This window comes from Silvania confinis (assembly GCF_025564085.1).
In the GTDB taxonomy this organism is placed as follows: domain Bacteria; phylum Pseudomonadota; class Gammaproteobacteria; order Enterobacterales; family Enterobacteriaceae; genus Enterobacter; species Enterobacter confinis.
Map to the genome: position 1 here is coordinate 1,075,988 of NZ_JAMGZJ010000078.1, position 17,724 is coordinate 1,093,711.

Here is a 17,724-nt window from a genome sequence, read left to right on the forward strand (position 1 = left end):
AGTCATAAGAAAGAATATATGCGTATTTCACAATCTAATTCAATTATTAGATGTTATCCGCTGAAAGAGCAATTTGTCGGGTAACAACGTTGGACACTCTCATACAACAACTGATCAATGGCGTGATGCTGGGCAGCATCTACGCGCTGATCGCGCTGGGCTATACCATGGTGTATGGCATTTTGCGCATTATTAACTTTGCCCATGGCGATATTTTAATGGTCGGCGCGCTGACCACCCTCTCATCGCTGAACCTGATCAACAGCCATTTCCCCGCCATGCCGCAGCTGCTCCAGCTCGGCTTTGCGCTGGTGATCGCGATGGCGGTCTGCGCCCTGCTGGCGATGGCCGTTGAACGCTTCGCCTACCGCCGCCTGCGCAACGCCCCGCGCCTGGCGCCGCTGATCTCCGGGATTGGGGTGTCGGTGCTGTTGCAAACCGTGGCGATGATTATCTGGTCCCGCAATCCGCTGATGTTCCCGCAGATCCTGCCAATGGATCCGATTGCCGTCACCGCCGGCAGCGACGCACACCCTCCGGCGCTGGTCACGGTGACCGGCATTGTCACCGTGGCGCTGGCGCTGTCGGTGATGATCGGCCTGTGGCTGCTGGTGGAGTACACCCGCCTCGGGCGCGGCATGCGCGCGGTGGCTGAAAACCCGCGCGTCGCCACCCTGATGGGCGTCAACCCGAACGCTATTATCACCCTCACCTTTGCCATTGGCGGCATCTTCGCGGCGCTGGCCGGGGTGATGATGGCCAGCAACTACGGCAACGCCAGCTTCTCAATGGGCTTTTTGCCCGGGATTAAAGCCTTTACCGCGGCGGTACTCGGCGGCATCGGCAACATTCGCGGGGCGATGATTGGCGGGATCTTACTCGGCATTATCGAAGCGCTGGGCGCAGGCTATCTGGGCGAACTGACCAACGGCGTGTTCGGCAGCAATTATCAGGATGTGTTTGCCTTTATTGTGCTGATTCTGGTGCTGGTATTCCGTCCGGCAGGCCTGCTGGGCGAGCGCGTCGCGCACAGGGCATAAGGGAAAATCATGACTGCAATTGAACTCAAAACCCCGGCGGTCAGCCGTAAATTTTGGTCCGGCATGACGCTGCTGGTGTTAGCGCTGGTGCTGGCCCCGGTCGTGGCGACCCAGCTGGGCGGTAACTACTGGGTGCGGGTGATCGACTTCGCCCTGCTCTACATCATGCTCGCACTGGGGCTGAACATTGTGGTGGGCTATACCGGCCTGCTGGATATGGGCTTTATCGCCTTTTACGCCGTCGGTGCATACCTGGCAGCGCTGCTGGCCTCGCCGCATCTGCTGGAGGTGTTCCCGATCCTCAGCGTCTGGTTCCCCGACGGGCTGCACACCTCGTATCTGCTGATTATCCCCATCGCGGCGCTGGTCGCGGCGGTGTGCGGCATTCTGCTCGGCGCGCCAACGCTCAAGCTGCGCGGCGACTACCTGGCGATTGTGACCCTCGGCTTTGGCGAAATCATCCGTATCCTGATGCGCAATCTTGACCGCCCGGTGAACATCACCAACGGCGCAAAGGGCATCTCCGGGGTCGATACCCTCAATTTTTTCGGACTTAAGTTTAGCGGCGTTTACCACTGGTTTGGCGTCAAGGTTCCGGCGCTGTGGCTGTGGTACTACCTGTTGATGGTGATGATCGTGGCGATCATTTTTGTCTGCCTGCGCCTGCAGCACTCGCGCATTGGCCGGGCATGGCACGCCATCCGTGAAGACGAAGACGTGGCCCGGGCGATGGGCATTAACGTGCGCAACTTTAAGCTGCTGGCCTTTGCGATGGGCGCCTCGTTTGGCGGGATCGCCGGGGCGCTGTTCGGTGCCTTCCAGGGCTTTGTGTCGCCGGAATCCTTCACCCTGCAGGAGTCGATTGCGGTGCTGGCAATGGTGGTGCTCGGCGGGATGGGCCATATCCCGGGGGTGATCCTCGGGGCGGTACTGCTGACTGCCCTGCCGGAACTGCTGCGCAGCCAGGCGGCGCCGGTGCAGCAGGCATTGTTCGGCACAGTACTGGTTGACCCGGAGATCCTGCGCCAGCTGTTCTATGGCCTGGCACTGGTGGGCGTGATGCTGGTTCGCCCGTCGGGCATCTGGCCGGTCCGTCATAAGGAGGTGAAAGCATGAGCTTGTTAACCGTGCGCAATATGTCCAAACGCTTTGGCGGCCTGACGGCGGTCGATAACGTCTCGCTGTCGATTAATCCCGGCGAGATCTACGGTCTGATCGGCCCCAACGGCGCAGGCAAAACCACCTGTTTTAACCTGATCACCGGCCTTTATCCGGCGGACAGCGGCGAATTTGCGATTGCCGATCGACCCTACTCACCAAAACAGATTGAGAAAGTGACGGCGGCCGGTATTGCCCGCACCTTCCAGAACGTGCGGCTGTTTAACGAGATGTCGGTGCTGGAAAACGTGATGGTCGGACGCCACGTGCGCACCCGTAACGGGCTGTGGGCGGCGCTGACCCGTCACAAACGCGCCCGCGCAGAAGAAACCGACACCCTGGAGCAGGCCTGGCACTGGCTGGAGTACACCGGGATCGCCAAATTTGCGCACTATCGCGCCTGCGATCTGGCTTACGGCCATCAGCGTCGGCTGGAAATTGCCCGCGCGCTGGCCACCGATCCGCTGCTGCTGGCGCTGGACGAGCCCGCCGCCGGGATGAACGCCGCCGAGAAAGTCGCCCTGGGCGAGCTTCTGACCCGCATGCGCGATGACGGCAAAACGCTGCTGATGATTGAACACGACGTCAAACTGGTGATGGGCATCTGCGATCGCCTGACGGTGCTGGACTACGGCAAAACCCTGGCCTGCGGCACACCGGATAGCGTGCGACGCGACCCGGCGGTGATCGCCGCCTGGCTTGGAGGCAACAAGCATGGCTGAATTACTGAAAGTTGAACGTCTGGACGTGCATTACGGCGGTATCCAGGCGGTGCGTGGCGTCTCCTTCACCTTAAACGAAGGCGAACAAGCAACGCTGATTGGCGCCAACGGCGCAGGCAAAAGTTCCACCGTGCGGGCCATCGCCGGGCTGGAACGCTTTGGCGGCAATATCGAATTTAACGGCCAGTCGGTACGCAAGCGTAAAGCCGAAGCGCTGCTGCGCGACGGGCTGGTGATGGTGCCCGAAGGTCGGGGGATCTTCGCCCGTATGACGGTGCTGGAGAACCTGCAGATGGGGGCCTGGCTCCGGCGTGACACTGTCACCGTAAAGCAGGAGATGGCAGAGATCTTTGACCGTTTCCCGCGTCTTGCCGAGCGTCAGCACCAGCTTGCCGGGCTACTTTCCGGTGGCGAACAGCAGATGCTGGCGCTGAACCGCGCTCTGCTCAGCCGCCCGCGACTGCTTATCCTCGACGAACCGTCGATGGGGCTGGCGCCCAAAATGGTCGAGAACATTTTTGCAGTGATTGCCAGCCTGCGCGAACGCGGCGTGGCCCTGCTGCTGATCGAGCAAAACGCCCGGCTGGCGCTGGACGTCACCGACAAGGCCTGGGTGATGGACAGCGGCAGTATTGTCCATCAGGGCGAATCGAAGGCGCTGCTCGCTGATGACCAAATTGCACAGATTTATTTGGGCGAAATGCCCGTTTAACACACCACCAACATCAGGGAATAACAATGAAAACAGCAAAAATCAGTGCGCTCAGCGCCGCTATTGTGCTCGGGAGTTTTGCCGCACCCGCAGCCTGGTCCGCCGACAGCGAAACCGTGGTTATCGGTCTGGCCGGGCCGCTGACCGGGCCATCTGCCCGTATCGGTAAAGATCTGGAGAACGGTGCCCAACTGGCGATTGATGACATCAACAAACAGCACCCGACCATTGGCGGCAAAGCGGTGACCTTCAAGCTGCAGTCCGAAGATGACCAGTCGGATCCGCGTACTGCGGTGGCTGTCGCCCAGCGTCTGGTCGACAGCGGCGTGGCAGGCGTGGTCGGCCACTGGAACACCGGCACCAGCATCCCGGCGGCACGTGTGTATAACGACGCGGGTATCGCCCAGGTGGCCCCGGTAGCGACCGGTCACGGCTATACCAAACAGGGCTTTGACACCAGCTTCCGCGTAATGGGTCATGACGATGACGGCGGCCAGTTTGCCGGCGAATACGCAGTGAAAACCCTGCAAGCTAAGCGCATTGCAGTGATCGACGACCGTACCGCTTTCGGCCAGGGGCTGGCGGATGAGTTTATTAAATCGCTCGAAGCTCAGGGCGTAAAAATTGTCGACCGCCAGTACGTTGACGACAAAACCGTCGACTTCAGCGCCGTGCTGACCGCTATCCGCAGTAAAAAAGCGGACCTGATCTTCTTCGGCGGCGTGGACAGCCAGGCGGCACCGCTGGCGCGACGCATCAAACAGCTGGGGATGGACGCCACCCTGATGGGCGCAGGCGGCTTTGTCAGCCAGACCTTCCTGCAGCTGGCACAGAAAGAGGGTGACGGCGTGGTAGCACTGGAGCCGGGCCTGCCGGTTGAACAAATGCCAGGCGGTAAAGCCTTCGAGCAGGCGTATCAGTCGCGCTATCACACCCATATCGAACTGCACGCCCCGTTCGCCTATGACGCCACCCGCGTGTTGGTTGCAGCGATGGAAAAAGCCGACTCGGTCGATCCGGCGAAATACCTGCCTGCCCTGCGCGCCATCAGCTATTCCGGTGTTACCGGGCAGATCGCTTTCGATAAAGAAGGCAACCTGAAAGCCCCGTCGTTTACGGTTTACAAAGTGGTCGAAGGCAAATGGCAGCCGCAAACCGTGCTTGGCGGCGCACAACCGAAGTAACGCAGTGAGGCAATGTGATGAGTGATAATAACGAGCTGGGCATTCTTGCCCGCCGCAAAATAGAAGCAGAGATTATTAAGCCAATTTATGAAATCCTGGTGCGCGAGATCGGCAAGGTCCGCGCCCAGGCGGTCATCGGCGAAGCCATTGAACAGGCGGCGATTGATGCCGGGCAACATTTTGCCCGCCAGGAGCCCAACGGCGCAGACGTGAAGAGCTTTATCGCCCTACAGTATCTGTGGGAGAAAGATAACGCCCTCGACGTCAAGGTGATCGACGCCGACGAGCAGCAGTACAACTACAACGTCACCCGCTGCCGCTACGCCGAGATGTATCACGAGATGGGTCTGGGCGAGATCGGCCACCTGCTCTCCTGCGCCCGCGATGAGAAATTCATCGTTGGCTACGCCCCGGACGTGGAGCTGACGCGCACCACCACCATCATGCAGGGTGGTGCATGCTGTGACTTCCGCTACCGCAGCACCAAGGACAAAGCATGATGCGTATCAATGCCGACAGGCTGTGGTCGACGCTGACAATGATGGCACAGATCGGGGGCACCCCTGCCGGGGGTGTTACCCGTCTGGCGTTAAGCGACGAAGACCGCATTGCACGTAACCTGCTGCGCGACTGGTCGCTGGAGGCCGGTTTCAGCTGCGACGTCGACAGCATGGGCAATATGTTTATCCGCCGCGCCGGAAAAAACCCAACGCTAGCCCCGGTGATGACCGGCTCGCACGTCGATTCCCAGCCGCTCGGCGGTAATTACGACGGCATCTACGGGGTGATGGCCGGGCTGGAGCTGCTGCGCACCCTGAACGACAATGACATTGAAACCGAGCGCGATATCGTGCTGGTGAACTGGACCAACGAAGAAGGCGCGCGCTTTGCCCCGGCGATGCTGGCCTCCGGCGTCTGGACCGGGCAGTTCAGCGAGGAATACGCCCACGCGCGGGCCGACCGGGACGGCATCACCGTTGGTGAGGCGCTGGATGCGATCGGCTATCGCGGTGAGCGCCCTGCCCGCGCCTTCCCGATTCACGCCTGCTATGAACTGCACATCGAGCAAGGCCCGATTCTGGAAGATGAAGCCATTGATATCGGGCTGGTGCGCGCGGCGATGGGACAACGCTGGTTTACGATAACGATCGACGGTTTTGCCGCGCACGCGGGTACTACGCCAATGCCCAGCCGACGCGACGCGCTCACCGCCTTTGCCGAACTGGCGCTGAAAGTGGAAGCGATTGGCTATCAGCATCTGCCAGACGGCAGGGCCACCATCGGTATGGCGAACGTCACACCGAATTCACGCAACGTGGTCCCGTCCCGGGTGGTATGCAGCGTCGAGTTCCGCCACCCGCAAAGCGAGGCGCTGGACGCAATGGAAGCCGCGCTGCATCAGGCAGCCGAGCATCTGGCGGCGCGTGGCGTCAATGCCCACGTCGAGCGAATCTTCGATTACGCGCCGATTGCGTTTGATGCCGCCAGTCTGGCGCGCAGCGAAGCGGCGGTGGCGGCGTTGGGCTACTCGGCCAAACCGATGGTCTCCGGTGCCGGGCACGACACCTGTTACGTCAGCAACATCGCCCCGGCCAGCATGATTTTTATTCCGTGCGAAAAAGGCATCAGCCACAACGAAGCCGAACGCATCCTGCCGGAATGGTCAGAGAAAGGCGCGAACGTCCTGCTGCATAGCGTGTTGGCTGCGGCTCAGGAACCCTAAAACCACGCCGGATAGCGCTGCGCTTATCCGGCCTACGGTTCGTACTTTTTTTCGCATTTGTAGGCCAGTGCAAGCGTAGCGCCGCCGGGCGAATCCTTTTTGCATCCAACCCGTAACCTTGACTGTAGTAATGCTTACGGGTTGCGAGGTTTAAGGTAGAGGTAATTTGCGATGACTGAACGTCTGAAACGTATTCACGGTATGGCTCAGCGTTACAACACATTAGATGTTGTGAATGATGAGACATTAGCCGCCATCGAGACGGCAGTTAATGCCCGTAATATCCCGGAAGTCAGAGAAATGAGCGGCGGGCTGATTAAAGAAGTCCGCATCCGCTATAACCTGTCGCAGGCTGTTCTGGCGCTGATCACGGGGATGTCTGTTGAAAGCGTGTCGAAATGGGAGCGAAATGAGAGCAAACCCAACAAAGCGGCGCTTCGCATCATCAATATCATCGACGCCAAAGGGCCAGACGTGTTCCTTATCTGATCGTCATTCCGACAAAAAAAGCCGCGCAAGCGGCTTTTTTTACGTCTGGGGCCGTTCTAGCCTTGCTTAACCTTCGCCAGGCTAAACCAGATCCCCACCGCCAGGATTAACAGCATGCCGCCCGCGCTGCCGAGGGCCACGCTGTGCGCGGTGGTGAAGGCGGTTTTGGCGGCCGCAAGCATTGCCTGAGCCAGCGACGGTGAGAGCCCCTGCGCCACCCGCACCGCCTCGCCAATAGACGACGATGCCAGCGCAGTCAGACCACTGTCCAGCCCCTGAGGCAGCTCAATCGAAGCCGAGAAGCTGCGGGTCAGCAGCAGACCAAATATCGCGATCCCAAGCCCTGCGCCAAGCTCGTAGGACATGGTTTCGATCGCCCCGGCGGCGGCAGCTTTTTCTTTCGGTGCTGCCGCCATGATCGCCGAGGTTGAGGCCAGCAGCGCACTGGCGGCGCTAAAGCCCAGCAGCACCATCAATCCCCACGCCTGCCACTGCTGGGTGCTGAAATCCAGTTGCGACAGCCCGATAAAACTCACCGCACTGAGCGCCATCCCGCCTGCTGCAACAATCCGCAGCCCCAGACGACCCACCAGCACCCCGGCAATCGGGCCGCTAAAGCCACTGGCGACCATCACCGGCAGCATAAACATCCCCGCCTCAAACGGCGTGAAGCCGTGGACAAACTGCAGCTCCTGCGCCATCAACAGTTCGAAGCCGACCAGGGCGATCATCGCCGTCATCGCCATCACCACCCCGCTTAAAATAATGCGGTGGCAGAACAGGCGCATGTCGATCATAGGCGTGCGGGCGCGCAGCTGAATGCGCACAAAGGTTAGTAACAGCCCCGCCCCGACCGCGAGCGTTGCCGCCACCTGCCAGCCTGAAACACTGCCTTTCAGCCCGGTTTTGGCGCTGTACACCAGCAGCAGCACCGCCACAATCAGCATCAAGGCGTGCGCCATATTCAATGGCTGCTCCGGTCGCCCCTGCTGCGCAGGCACCAGCCGCGCCGCCAGCATGACCACCAGAACCACAATCGGGACGTTGATTAAAAATACCGATCCCCAGTAGAAGTGCTCCAGCAACATGCCGCCCACCAGCGGGCCAAAGGCCGCACCGCCGGAACCGACCGCCGCCCAGACGCCAAGGGCGATATTGCGCTGACGCGCATCGGCAAACAGGGTGCGTATCCCCGCCAGCGTAGCTGGGATGATCATCGCCGCACCAATGGCGAGCGATGCCCGGGCCACAATCAGCCACCCCGCCGTGGGCGCAAACGCCGCCGCCAGCGACGACAGGCCAAACAGGCTACTGCCGATCATCAGCAGGCGCTTAAAACCAATCCGGTCGCCCAGCGCGCCCATCGGTAGCACCATGCCCGCCATCACCAGCGAGTAAATATCAATAATCCACAGCAATTCGTTGCCGCTGGCGCCGAGCGTCATGCTCAGCGTCGGCGCAGCGACGTGCAGCACCGTTGCGTCGATCGCCACCGGGATATACACCAGCACGATAACCACTAACGCTAACCACTGACGAAACATAAAATCCCTTCTCGTATAAACCTGGACACATGTCCAGATTGCGATCCTACGGAAAGTTGAACGCATGTCCAGCTTTTTTGTTACACTCGTTGTCCCCCGGTTGAGAGTGAAAAAAATGAGCTATCTGAGCAAGGAAGAACGGCGAGAAGCGATCCTGCAGGCCGCCATGCGTGTGGCATTAACGGAAGGATTGACCGCGATGACCGTCCGGCGCATCGCCGCCGAAGCCCAGATTGCAGCGGGCCAGGTGCATCACCATTTTGCCTCCGCCGGAGAGCTGAAGTCGCAGGCCTTTATCCGCCTGATCCGCGCCCTGCTCGATGCCGACATCGTGGCGGAAAACGCCAGCTGGCGCGAACGTCTGCACGCCATGCTCGGCAGCGATGATGGCAGCTTTGAACCCTACGTCCGCCTGTGGCGTGAAGCGCAGCTGTTAGCCACCCGTGACGCCGAGATAAAAAGCGCTTACGTGCTGACCATGGAAATGTGGCATCAGGAGACGGTGGCGATTATTCATGCCGGGGCCGCCGCCGGGGCGTTTACTCTCAACGATCGCGCTGAAAATATCGCATGGCGTTTAATTGGATTGGTCTGCGGACTGGACGGGATGTATGTGTTAAATATGGCGGAAATGAACGATGCCGCATTTCATAAGCATCTTGAAACCTTAATCACCCTCGAACTCTTTAATCCTTAAGGGTTAATGTCAAATAACTGTTACGATTTGTAACACATTAAGCGCGCCCATATCCCCCTTCTAATCTCAGGGGTTCGCTTTTTTATCTATCCTTTCAGAAGTGTCCCAAAACATCCTATAGCCTCTCACCAGAGAATCAGGTAACACCCTGATTGTATTTCTCTTTCTGCCATTTACGGATAAGCAAGAGGGTAATATGCCACAACATAATGAGAAAAATAATCATTATCTTTTAAAAGAGTGGAAACCAGAAAATAACGCGTTTTGGGAAAATAAAGGCAAGCATATTGCGCGACGAAATTTAACAATCTCGGTTGCCTGTCTGCTATTGGCGTTTTGCGTATGGATGTTATTTAGCGCGGTTGCGGTCAATCTGAATAAGGTGGGATTTAATTTCACTACCGATCAACTGTTTATGTTAACGGCCCTGCCGTCGCTCTCCGGTGCCATATTACGCGTTCCCTGGTCCTTTATGGTGCCAATATTTGGCGGCCGCTACTGGACGGTGATCAGCACCGTTATTCTGATTATCCCCTGCGTCTGGCTGGGCATCGCAGTCCAGAATCCCGCCACGTCGTACACGGTCTTTATCATCATCGCCCTGCTGTGCGGCTTTGCCGGGGCTAACTTCGCCTCCAGCATGGGCAATATCAGCTTCTTCTTCCCAAAAGCGAAACAAGGCAGCGCGCTGGGAATTAACGGCGGGCTGGGCAATCTGGGCGTCAGCGTGATGCAGATGGTGGCCCCGGTGGTGATCTTCCTGCCGATATTCACTTTCCTCGGGGTGCACGGCGTCCCGCAGGAAGATGGCTCTACCCTGTCGCTGGCCAACGCGGCGTGGATCTGGGCCCCGCTGTTGCTGCTGGCAACCTTAGCCGCGTTCTTCGGCATGAACGATATCGCCAGCGCCAAAGCGACCATCGCCAGCCAGTTGCCGGTGCTGAAACGCCTGCATTTGTGGCTGCTCAGCCTGCTGTATCTGGCGACGTTTGGATCGTTTATCGGCTTTTCTGCCGGGTTTGCGATGCTGTCGAAGACCCAGTTCCCGGACGTCAATATCCTGCATCTGGCCTTCTTCGGCCCGCTGATCGGCGCTTTGGCGCGATCGGCCGGCGGGGTGATTTCTGACAAACTCGGCGGCGTGCGCGTCACGCTTATCAACTTCGTGTTTATGGCGGTGTTCACCGCCCTGCTGTTCCTCACCCTGCCGGGCTCCGGCTCGGGCAGCTTCACCGCCTTCTTCCTGGTGTTTATGGGGCTGTTCCTTACCGCCGGGCTGGGCAGCGGCTCGACCTTCCAGATGATTGCGGTCATCTTCCGCCAAATCACCGTTTACCGCGTGAAACTGCACGGCGGCAGCGACGAGCAGGCGCAGAAAGAGGCCGTCTCCGACACTGCTGCGGCGTTGGGCTTTATCTCTGCGATTGGCGCCGTCGGCGGGTTCTTCATCCCCAAAGCCTTCGGTACCTCGCTGGCGATGACCGGCTCGCCGGTCGGTGCCATGAAAGTCTTCCTCGTGTTTTACATCGCCTGCGTGTTCATCACCTGGCTGGTGTACGGCCGCCGTCAGAAACACGTCAAACCATAACGATGTTATTCACTATTTTGTGAGCAGTGTAACCACGGGGGCAGGCGTTGCCCCGTCAGGAGATACGTCATGAGTAAGTTGTTGGATCGTTTCCGCTATTTCAAACAACAAGGCGACACTTTCGCCGATGGGCACGGCCAGGTGATGCACACCAACCGTGACTGGGAAGACAGCTATCGCCAGCGCTGGCAGTTCGACAAAATTGTGCGTTCCACCCACGGGGTTAACTGCACCGGCTCCTGCAGCTGGAAAATCTACGTCAAAAATGGCCTGGTGACCTGGGAAACACAGCAAACCGACTATCCCCGCACCCGCCCTGACCTGCCGAATCACGAGCCGCGCGGCTGTCCGCGCGGGGCAAGCTACTCCTGGTATCTGTACAGCGCCAATCGCCTGAAATACCCGCTGGCGCGTAAAAAGCTGATTGAGCTGTGGCGCGAGGCGCTGGGCCAGCACAGCGATCCGGTTAATGCGTGGAATGCGATCATGAGCGACCCGCAAAAGACCCTGAGCTACAAGCAGGCGCGCGGGCATGGCGGGTTTATCCGCTCGAGCTGGAAAGAGCTGAACCAGCTTATCGCCGCCGCCAACGTCTGGACGATTAAACACTATGGCCCGGATCGGGTCGCGGGCTTCTCGCCGATCCCAGCGATGTCGATGGTCTCCTACGCCGCCGGGACCCGCTATCTTTCGCTGCTGGGCGGCACCTGCTTAAGTTTCTACGACTGGTACTGCGACCTGCCGCCCGCTTCGCCGATGACCTGGGGTGAGCAGACCGACGTGCCGGAATCCGCCGACTGGTACAACTCCAGCTACATCATTGCCTGGGGCTCTAACGTCCCGCAGACCCGCACCCCGGATGCCCACTTCTTTACCGAGGTGCGCTACAAAGGCACCAAAACCATCGCCATCACCCCGGACTTTTCGGAAGTCGCCAAGCTCAGTGACCAGTGGCTGGCCCCGAAGCAAGGTACCGACAGCGCTCTCGCCATGGCGATGGGCCATGTGATCCTGAAAGAGTTTCATCTCGATAACCCGAGCGATTACTTCATCAACTACTGCCGCCGCTACACCGACATGCCGATGCTGGTGATGCTGGATGAGCGCGAGGACGGCAGCCGGGTGCCGGGGCGGATGCTGCGTGCGTCAGATCTGTTCGACGGGCTGGGTGAAGCCAATAACCCGGAATGGAAAACGGTGGCCTTTAACCGCGCGGGCGATCTGGTGGTGCCGAACGGCTCGATCGGCTTCCGCTGGGGCGAAAAAGGCAAATGGAACCTCGAATCACTGGCGGCCGGTCAGGAAACCGATCTGACCCTCTCGCTGCTCGACACCCGCGACGAGGTGGCCGACGTCGCCTTCCCGTACTTTGGCGGCAACGAAAATCCACATTTTCGCAGCGTGAAGCAGGATCCGGTGCTGATCCGCAAGGTCCCGTCGAAAACCCTGACCCTGGTCGACGGCCGCCAGATGCGGGTGGCCAGCGTTTATGACCTGATTCTGGCCAACTACGGCCTCGACCGCGGTCTGGATGACGAAAACGCGGCAAAGGAGTACGCCGAGGTGAAAGCCTATACCCCGGCCTGGGGCGAGCATATTACCGGCGTTCCGCGTCGCCATATCGAACAGATTGCCCGCGAGTTTGCCGACACCGCGCACAAAACCCACGGCCGGTCGATGATTATTCTCGGGGCCGGGGTCAACCACTGGTATCACATGGACATGAACTACCGGGGGATGATCAACATGCTGGTGTTCTGCGGTTGCGTCGGTAAGAGCGGCGGCGGCTGGTCGCACTATGTTGGCCAGGAGAAGCTGCGACCGCAAACCGGCTGGCTGCCGCTGGCTTTTGCGCTGGACTGGAACCGTCCCCCGCGCCAGATGAACAGCACCTCGTACTTCTATAATCACGCCAGCCAGTGGCGTTACGAAAAACTCACCGCCCAGGAGCTGCTCTCTCCGCTGGCGGATGCCTCGAAATTCACCGGACACCTGATCGACTTTAACGTCCGCGCCGAGCGCATGGGCTGGCTGCCATCTGCCCCGCAGCTGAACCTCAACCCGCTGCATATTAACGCGCAGGCGGAAGCGGTTGGACTGTCTCCCCAGGAATATACCGCCCAGGCGCTGAAATCCGGCGATATCCGCATGGCCTGCGAACAGCCAGACAACGGTAAAAATCACCCGCGCAACCTGTTCGTCTGGCGCTCTAACCTGCTGGGCTCCTCCGGGAAAGGTCACGAGTACATGCTTAAGTACCTGCTGGGCACCGAAAGCGGCATTCAGGGTGACGATCTGGGGTCCACCGACGACGTTAAGCCGGAAGAAGTCGAGTGGCAAACGCCTGCCATCGAGGGCAAGCTGGATCTGCTGGTGACGCTCGATTTCCGCATGTCCAGCACCTGCCTGTTCTCGGACATCGTGCTGCCGACCGCCACCTGGTACGAAAAAGACGACATGAATACCTCGGACATGCATCCGTTTATTCACCCGCTGTCGGCTGCCGTTGACCCGGCGTGGGAATCACGCAGCGACTGGGAGATCTATAAAGGCCTCGCCAAAGTGTTCTCCGAGGTGTGCGTGGGGCATCTGGGTAACGAAACCGACGTCGTGCTGCAGCCGTTACAGCACGACTCTCCGGCCGAACTGTCGCAGCCGTTCGACATCGCCGACTGGCGCAAAGGCGAATGCGATCTGATCCCCGGTAAAACTGCGCCAGGCATCGCGGTCGTTGAGCGTCGTTATCCCGAAACGTACGAACGCTTTACCTCGCTCGGCCCGCTGCTCGACAAACTGGGCAACGGCGGCAAAGGCATCTCATGGAACACCCAGGACGAGGTCGATTTCCTCGGCAAGCTGAACTACGTCAAGCTCGACGGCCCGGCGAAAGGCCGTCCGCGCATTGAGACGGCGATTGATGCCTCGGAGGTGATCCTCGCCCTGGCTCCCGAAACCAACGGCCAGGTGGCGGTAAAAGCCTGGGAAGCGCTCAGCGAATTTACCGGACGCGAGCACAGCCATCTGGCGCTGAACAAAGAAGACGAAAAAATCCGTTTTCGCGATATCCAGGCCCAGCCGCGCAAAATCATCTCCAGCCCGACCTGGTCCGGCATCGAGAGCGAGCATGTCTCTTACAACGCCGGGTACACCAACGTGCACGAGCTGATCCCGTGGCGTACGTTGTCCGGCCGCCAGCAGCTGTATCAGGATCATCAGTGGATGCGCGCCTTTGGCGAAAGCCTGGTGGCCTACCGTCCACCGATTGATACCCGCAGCGTGACGCATATGCGCGAGATCCCGCCGAACGGCTTCCCGGAAAAAGCGCTTAACTTCCTGACCCCGCACCAGAAATGGGGCATCCACTCCACCTACAGCGAAAACCTGCTGATGCAGACTCTGTCGCGCGGCGGACCGATTGTGTGGATCAGCGAAGCGGATGCGAAAGAGCTGGGCATCGAAGACAACGACTGGATCGAGTGTTTCAACGCCAACGGGGCCTTAACCGCCCGCGCGGTGGTCAGCCAGCGCGTGCCGCCGGGCATGACCATGATGTATCACGCCCAGGAACGCATTCTGAACATTCCGGGTTCCGAAGTGACCGGGCGACGCGGGGGGATCCATAACTCGGTGACCCGCGTGTGTCCAAAACCGACGCACATGATCGGCGGTTACGCCCAGCTGGCCTACAGCTTTAACTACTACGGCACGGTGGGCTCAAACCGCGACGAGTTCATCATGATCCGCAAAATGAAAAACATTAACTGGCTGGATGGCGAAGGTCGGGATCAGGTTCAGGAGGCGAAAAAATGAAAATACGCTCACAGGTTGGAATGGTTCTGAATCTGGATAAATGCATTGGTTGCCACACCTGCTCGGTGACCTGTAAAAACGTCTGGACCGGACGCGAAGGCATGGAGTACGCGTGGTTTAACAACGTCGAAACCAAGCCCGGTATTGGCTACCCGAAAAACTGGGAAGATCAGGAGGAGTGGCAAGGCGGCTGGGTGCGCGGCATCACCGGCAAACTTACGCCGCGCCTCGGCGGGCGCGTCGGGGTGCTGGCCAAAATCTTTGCTAACCCGTCGCTGCCGGGCATTGACGATTATTACGAACCTTTCACCTTCGATTACCAGGATCTGCACCGCGCCCCGGAGGGTAACCACCTGCCCACTGCCCGCCCGCGCTCGCTGATCAGCGGCAAGCGGATGGATAAAATCGAATGGGGCCCGAACTGGGAGGAACTGCTGGGCGGCGAGTTCGAAAAACGCGCCAAAGATCGTAACTTCGACAAGATGCAGAAGGAGATGTACGGCCAGTTCGAAAACACCTTCATGATGTACCTACCGCGCCTGTGCGAGCACTGCCTGAACCCGAGCTGTGTCGCCACCTGCCCGAGCGGGGCGATCTACAAGCGTGAAGAAGACGGCATTGTGCTGATCGACCAGGACAAATGCCGCGGCTGGCGGATGTGCATCAGCGGTTGTCCGTACAAAAAAATCTACTTCAACTGGAAAAGCGGCAAGTCAGAAAAGTGCATCTTCTGCTATCCGCGTATTGAGTCCGGCCAGCCAACGGTCTGTTCAGAAACCTGCGTCGGGCGCATCCGTTACCTTGGTGTGCTGCTGTACGACGCCGACCGCATTGAAGAGGCGGCCAGCACCGAACATGAAACCGATCTGTACGAGCGCCAGTGCGACGTGTTCCTCAACCCGCACGACCCGGCAGTGATTGAAGAGGCCTTTAAACAGGGCATTCCACAGAACGTGATTGAGGCCGCCCAGCGCTCGCCGGTGTACAAAATGGCGATGGACTGGAAGCTGGCCCTGCCGCTGCACCCGGAATACCGCACCCTGCCGATGGTCTGGTACGTGCCGCCGCTGTCGCCAATTCAGTCCTACGCCGACGCGGGCGGCCTGCCGCAGACCGACAGTATCCTTCCGGCGGTCGAAAGCCTGCGCATTCCGGTGCAGTATCTGGCGAACATGCTCAGCGCGGGCGATACCGGCCCGGTGCTGCGCGCCCTGAAACGGATGATGGCGATGCGCCACTACAAACGCTCGCAGACCGTTGAAGGCGTGACCGACACCCGCGCCATCGACGAAGTGGGCTTAAGCGTGGAGCAGGTGGAAGAGATGTACCGCTATCTCGCCATCGCCAACTATGAAGACCGCTTTGTGATCCCGACCAGTCACCGGGAAATGGCCCGCGACGCCTTCCCGGAGAAAAACGGCTGCGGCTTTACCTTTGGCGACGGCTGCCACGGCTCCGACACCAAATTCAACCTGTTTAACAGCAGCCGCATCGACGCCATCAACATCGACGAGGTACGCAAGCATGGGGAGGGCGAATAATGCAGATCCTCAAAATTATTGCCCTGCTGATTGAGTACCCGGACGAGGTGCTGTGGGAGAGTCGCGATGAAGCGCAGGCGCTGATTGCACAGGATGCGCCGATGCTGCTGCCGTTTGCGCAGCAGCATCTCAGCGTCCCGCTGCTGGATCAACAGGCGGCGTGGTGCGAGGTATTTGAACGCGGGCGTGCCACCTCGCTGCTGCTGTTCGAGCATGTGCATGCCGAGTCCCGCGATCGCGGCCAGGCTATGGTCGACCTGATGAACCAGTACGAAAAGGCCGGTTTGCAGCTCGACTGCCGGGAACTGCCGGACTATTTGCCGCTGTATCTGGAGTATTTAAGCATTCTGCCTGATGCGCAGGCCCGGGAAGGCCTGCAGAACGTGGCCCCGATTCTGGCGCTGATTGGCGGGCGTTTAAAACAGCGCGCGGTGCCGCAGTATCAGCTGTTTGATGCCCTGCTGGGTTTCGCGGGCAGCCCGCTATCCAGTGACAGTGTCACAAAACAGGTCTCAGGCGAACAGCGCGACGACACCCGGCAAGCGCTGGATGCGGTCTGGGAAGAGGAGCAGGTCAAGTTTATCGAAGATAACGCCACGGCCTGCGACAGCTCGCCGATGCAGCAATATCAACGCCGCTTTAGCCAGGACGTCGCGCCCCAGTATGTAGACGTCAGTGCCGGAGGCCCCAAATGATGCAATATCTGAACGTCTTTTTTTACGATATCTACCCGTACATCTGCGGCACCGTGTTCCTGATCGGGAGCTGGCTGCGCTATGACTACGGGCAATACACCTGGCGCGCCGGCTCCAGCCAGATGCTGGACAAGCGCGGGATGGTGCTGTGGTCGAATTTGTTCCACATCGGCATTCTGGGGATCTTCTTCGGACACCTGTTCGGGATGATGACCCCACACTGGGTTTACTCGTGGTTCCTGCCGATGTCGCAAAAACAGCTGATGGCGATGATCTTAGGCGGCGTCTGCGGGGTACTGACACTGGTCGGCGGTGCGGGCCTGTTGGTTCGCCGCCTGACCAATCCCCGGGTGCGCGCCACCTCTTCCACCGCCGATATCCTGATCCTCTGCATCCTGCTGATTCAGTGTATTCTTGGCCTGGCGACCATTCCGTTTTCTGCCCAACACCCGGACGGCAGCGAAATGCTCAAGCTGGTTGACTGGGCGCAAGGGGTGGTGACCTTCCACGGCGGTTCGTCCGCGCATCTCGACGGCGTGGCGTATATTTTCCGCGTCCATCTGGTGCTGGGGATGACCATCTTCCTGCTGTTCCCGTTCACCCGGCTGGTGCACGTGTGGAGCGCACCGATAGAATACTTGACCCGCCGGTATCAGGTGGTGCGCTCGAGACGTTAACGCCGAACCACGCCGGGTGGCGGCTTCGCCTTACCCGGCCTACCAAACCCGCACCCTACGTAGGCCGGGCAAGCGCCAGCGCCGCCCGGCGTGGCATGTATAAACATTGTTGACACATCAGAATCCCTCCGCCTATGATTGTGA

General features: G+C 59.5%; 15 protein-coding genes. 14 read left to right on the forward strand and 1 reads right to left on the reverse strand.

The window, feature by feature from the left end; translation table 11 throughout:
• Positions 1-89: 89 nt before the first annotated feature.
• The 8 genes from M8013_RS23120 to M8013_RS23155 all read left to right on the forward strand — a co-directional run bounded on the left by M8013_RS23120 (position 90) and on the right by M8013_RS23155 (position 7,028).
• Positions 90-1,040, forward strand: coding sequence for a branched-chain amino acid ABC transporter permease (locus M8013_RS23120; protein ID WP_271270077.1), 951 nt, complete (start codon positions 90-92; stop codon positions 1,038-1,040).
• A gap of 9 nt (positions 1,041-1,049) precedes the next feature.
• Positions 1,050-2,156 (forward strand): branched-chain amino acid ABC transporter permease, encoded by a 1,107-nt coding sequence (locus tag M8013_RS23125; protein WP_271270078.1) that lies wholly within the window; start codon positions 1,050-1,052, stop codon positions 2,154-2,156.
• Positions 2,153-2,920 carry an ABC transporter ATP-binding protein gene (locus M8013_RS23130; protein WP_271270079.1) on the forward strand — a complete coding sequence of 256 codons (768 nt, stop codon included), beginning with the start codon at positions 2,153-2,155 and terminating at the stop codon, positions 2,918-2,920. The genes M8013_RS23125 and M8013_RS23130 overlap by 4 nt, the downstream gene beginning before the upstream one ends.
• Positions 2,913-3,632, forward strand: a complete 720-nt coding sequence (locus tag M8013_RS23135) for an ABC transporter ATP-binding protein (protein WP_271270080.1) — start codon at positions 2,913-2,915, stop codon at positions 3,630-3,632. Before M8013_RS23130 ends, M8013_RS23135 begins: the two co-directional genes overlap by 8 nt.
• A gap of 26 nt (positions 3,633-3,658) precedes the next feature.
• On the forward strand, positions 3,659-4,816 hold the full coding sequence (locus M8013_RS23140; protein ID WP_271270081.1) for a branched-chain amino acid ABC transporter substrate-binding protein: 1,158 nt from the start codon (positions 3,659-3,661) through the stop codon (positions 4,814-4,816).
• A 17-nt stretch (positions 4,817-4,833) separates the two neighbouring features.
• The gene (locus tag M8013_RS23145) at positions 4,834-5,316 is read left to right on the forward strand and encodes an L-2-amino-thiazoline-4-carboxylic acid hydrolase (RefSeq protein WP_271270082.1); all 483 of its coding nucleotides are present in this window, start codon (positions 4,834-4,836) and stop codon (positions 5,314-5,316) included.
• Complete coding sequence (locus M8013_RS23150; RefSeq protein ID WP_271270083.1) at positions 5,313-6,539, forward strand: Zn-dependent hydrolase; 1,227 nt, start codon at positions 5,313-5,315, stop codon at positions 6,537-6,539. Before M8013_RS23145 ends, M8013_RS23150 begins: the two co-directional genes overlap by 4 nt.
• 171 nt (positions 6,540-6,710) lie before the next feature.
• On the forward strand, positions 6,711-7,028 hold the full coding sequence (locus tag M8013_RS23155; RefSeq protein ID WP_271270084.1) for a helix-turn-helix domain-containing protein: 318 nt from the start codon (positions 6,711-6,713) through the stop codon (positions 7,026-7,028).
• 56 nt (positions 7,029-7,084) lie between these two features.
• Here the strand turns inward: M8013_RS23155 and M8013_RS23160 are convergent, their stop codons facing one another.
• Entirely contained in the window at positions 7,085-8,572 is a 1,488-nt protein-coding gene (locus M8013_RS23160) for an MFS transporter (protein WP_271270085.1), read from the reverse strand.
• A gap of 115 nt (positions 8,573-8,687) precedes the next feature.
• Between M8013_RS23160 and M8013_RS23165 the strand changes: the two genes are divergently transcribed.
• The 6 genes from M8013_RS23165 to narI all read left to right on the forward strand — a co-directional run bounded on the left by M8013_RS23165 (position 8,688) and on the right by narI (position 17,580).
• Positions 8,688-9,269: a TetR family transcriptional regulator gene (locus M8013_RS23165; protein WP_271270086.1), complete on the forward strand. Its 582-nt coding sequence runs from the start codon at positions 8,688-8,690 to the stop codon at positions 9,267-9,269.
• Between the two features lie 196 nt (positions 9,270-9,465).
• Positions 9,466-10,857 (forward strand): NarK family nitrate/nitrite MFS transporter, encoded by a 1,392-nt coding sequence (locus M8013_RS23170; RefSeq protein WP_271270087.1) that lies wholly within the window; start codon positions 9,466-9,468, stop codon positions 10,855-10,857.
• A 69-nt stretch (positions 10,858-10,926) separates the two neighbouring features.
• Positions 10,927-14,667, forward strand: a complete 3,741-nt coding sequence (locus M8013_RS23175) for a nitrate reductase subunit alpha (protein ID WP_271270088.1) — start codon at positions 10,927-10,929, stop codon at positions 14,665-14,667.
• Positions 14,664-16,208, forward strand: coding sequence for a nitrate reductase subunit beta (gene narH / locus M8013_RS23180; protein WP_271270089.1), 1,545 nt, complete (start codon positions 14,664-14,666; stop codon positions 16,206-16,208). The genes M8013_RS23175 and narH overlap by 4 nt, the downstream gene beginning before the upstream one ends.
• Positions 16,208-16,903, forward strand: coding sequence for a nitrate reductase molybdenum cofactor assembly chaperone (gene narW, locus M8013_RS23185; RefSeq protein ID WP_271270090.1), 696 nt, complete (start codon positions 16,208-16,210; stop codon positions 16,901-16,903). The genes narH and narW overlap by 1 nt, the downstream gene beginning before the upstream one ends.
• Positions 16,900-17,580, forward strand: a complete 681-nt coding sequence (gene narI / locus M8013_RS23190) for a respiratory nitrate reductase subunit gamma (RefSeq protein WP_271270091.1) — start codon at positions 16,900-16,902, stop codon at positions 17,578-17,580. Before narW ends, narI begins: the two co-directional genes overlap by 4 nt.
• Positions 17,581-17,724 lie beyond the last annotated feature (144 nt).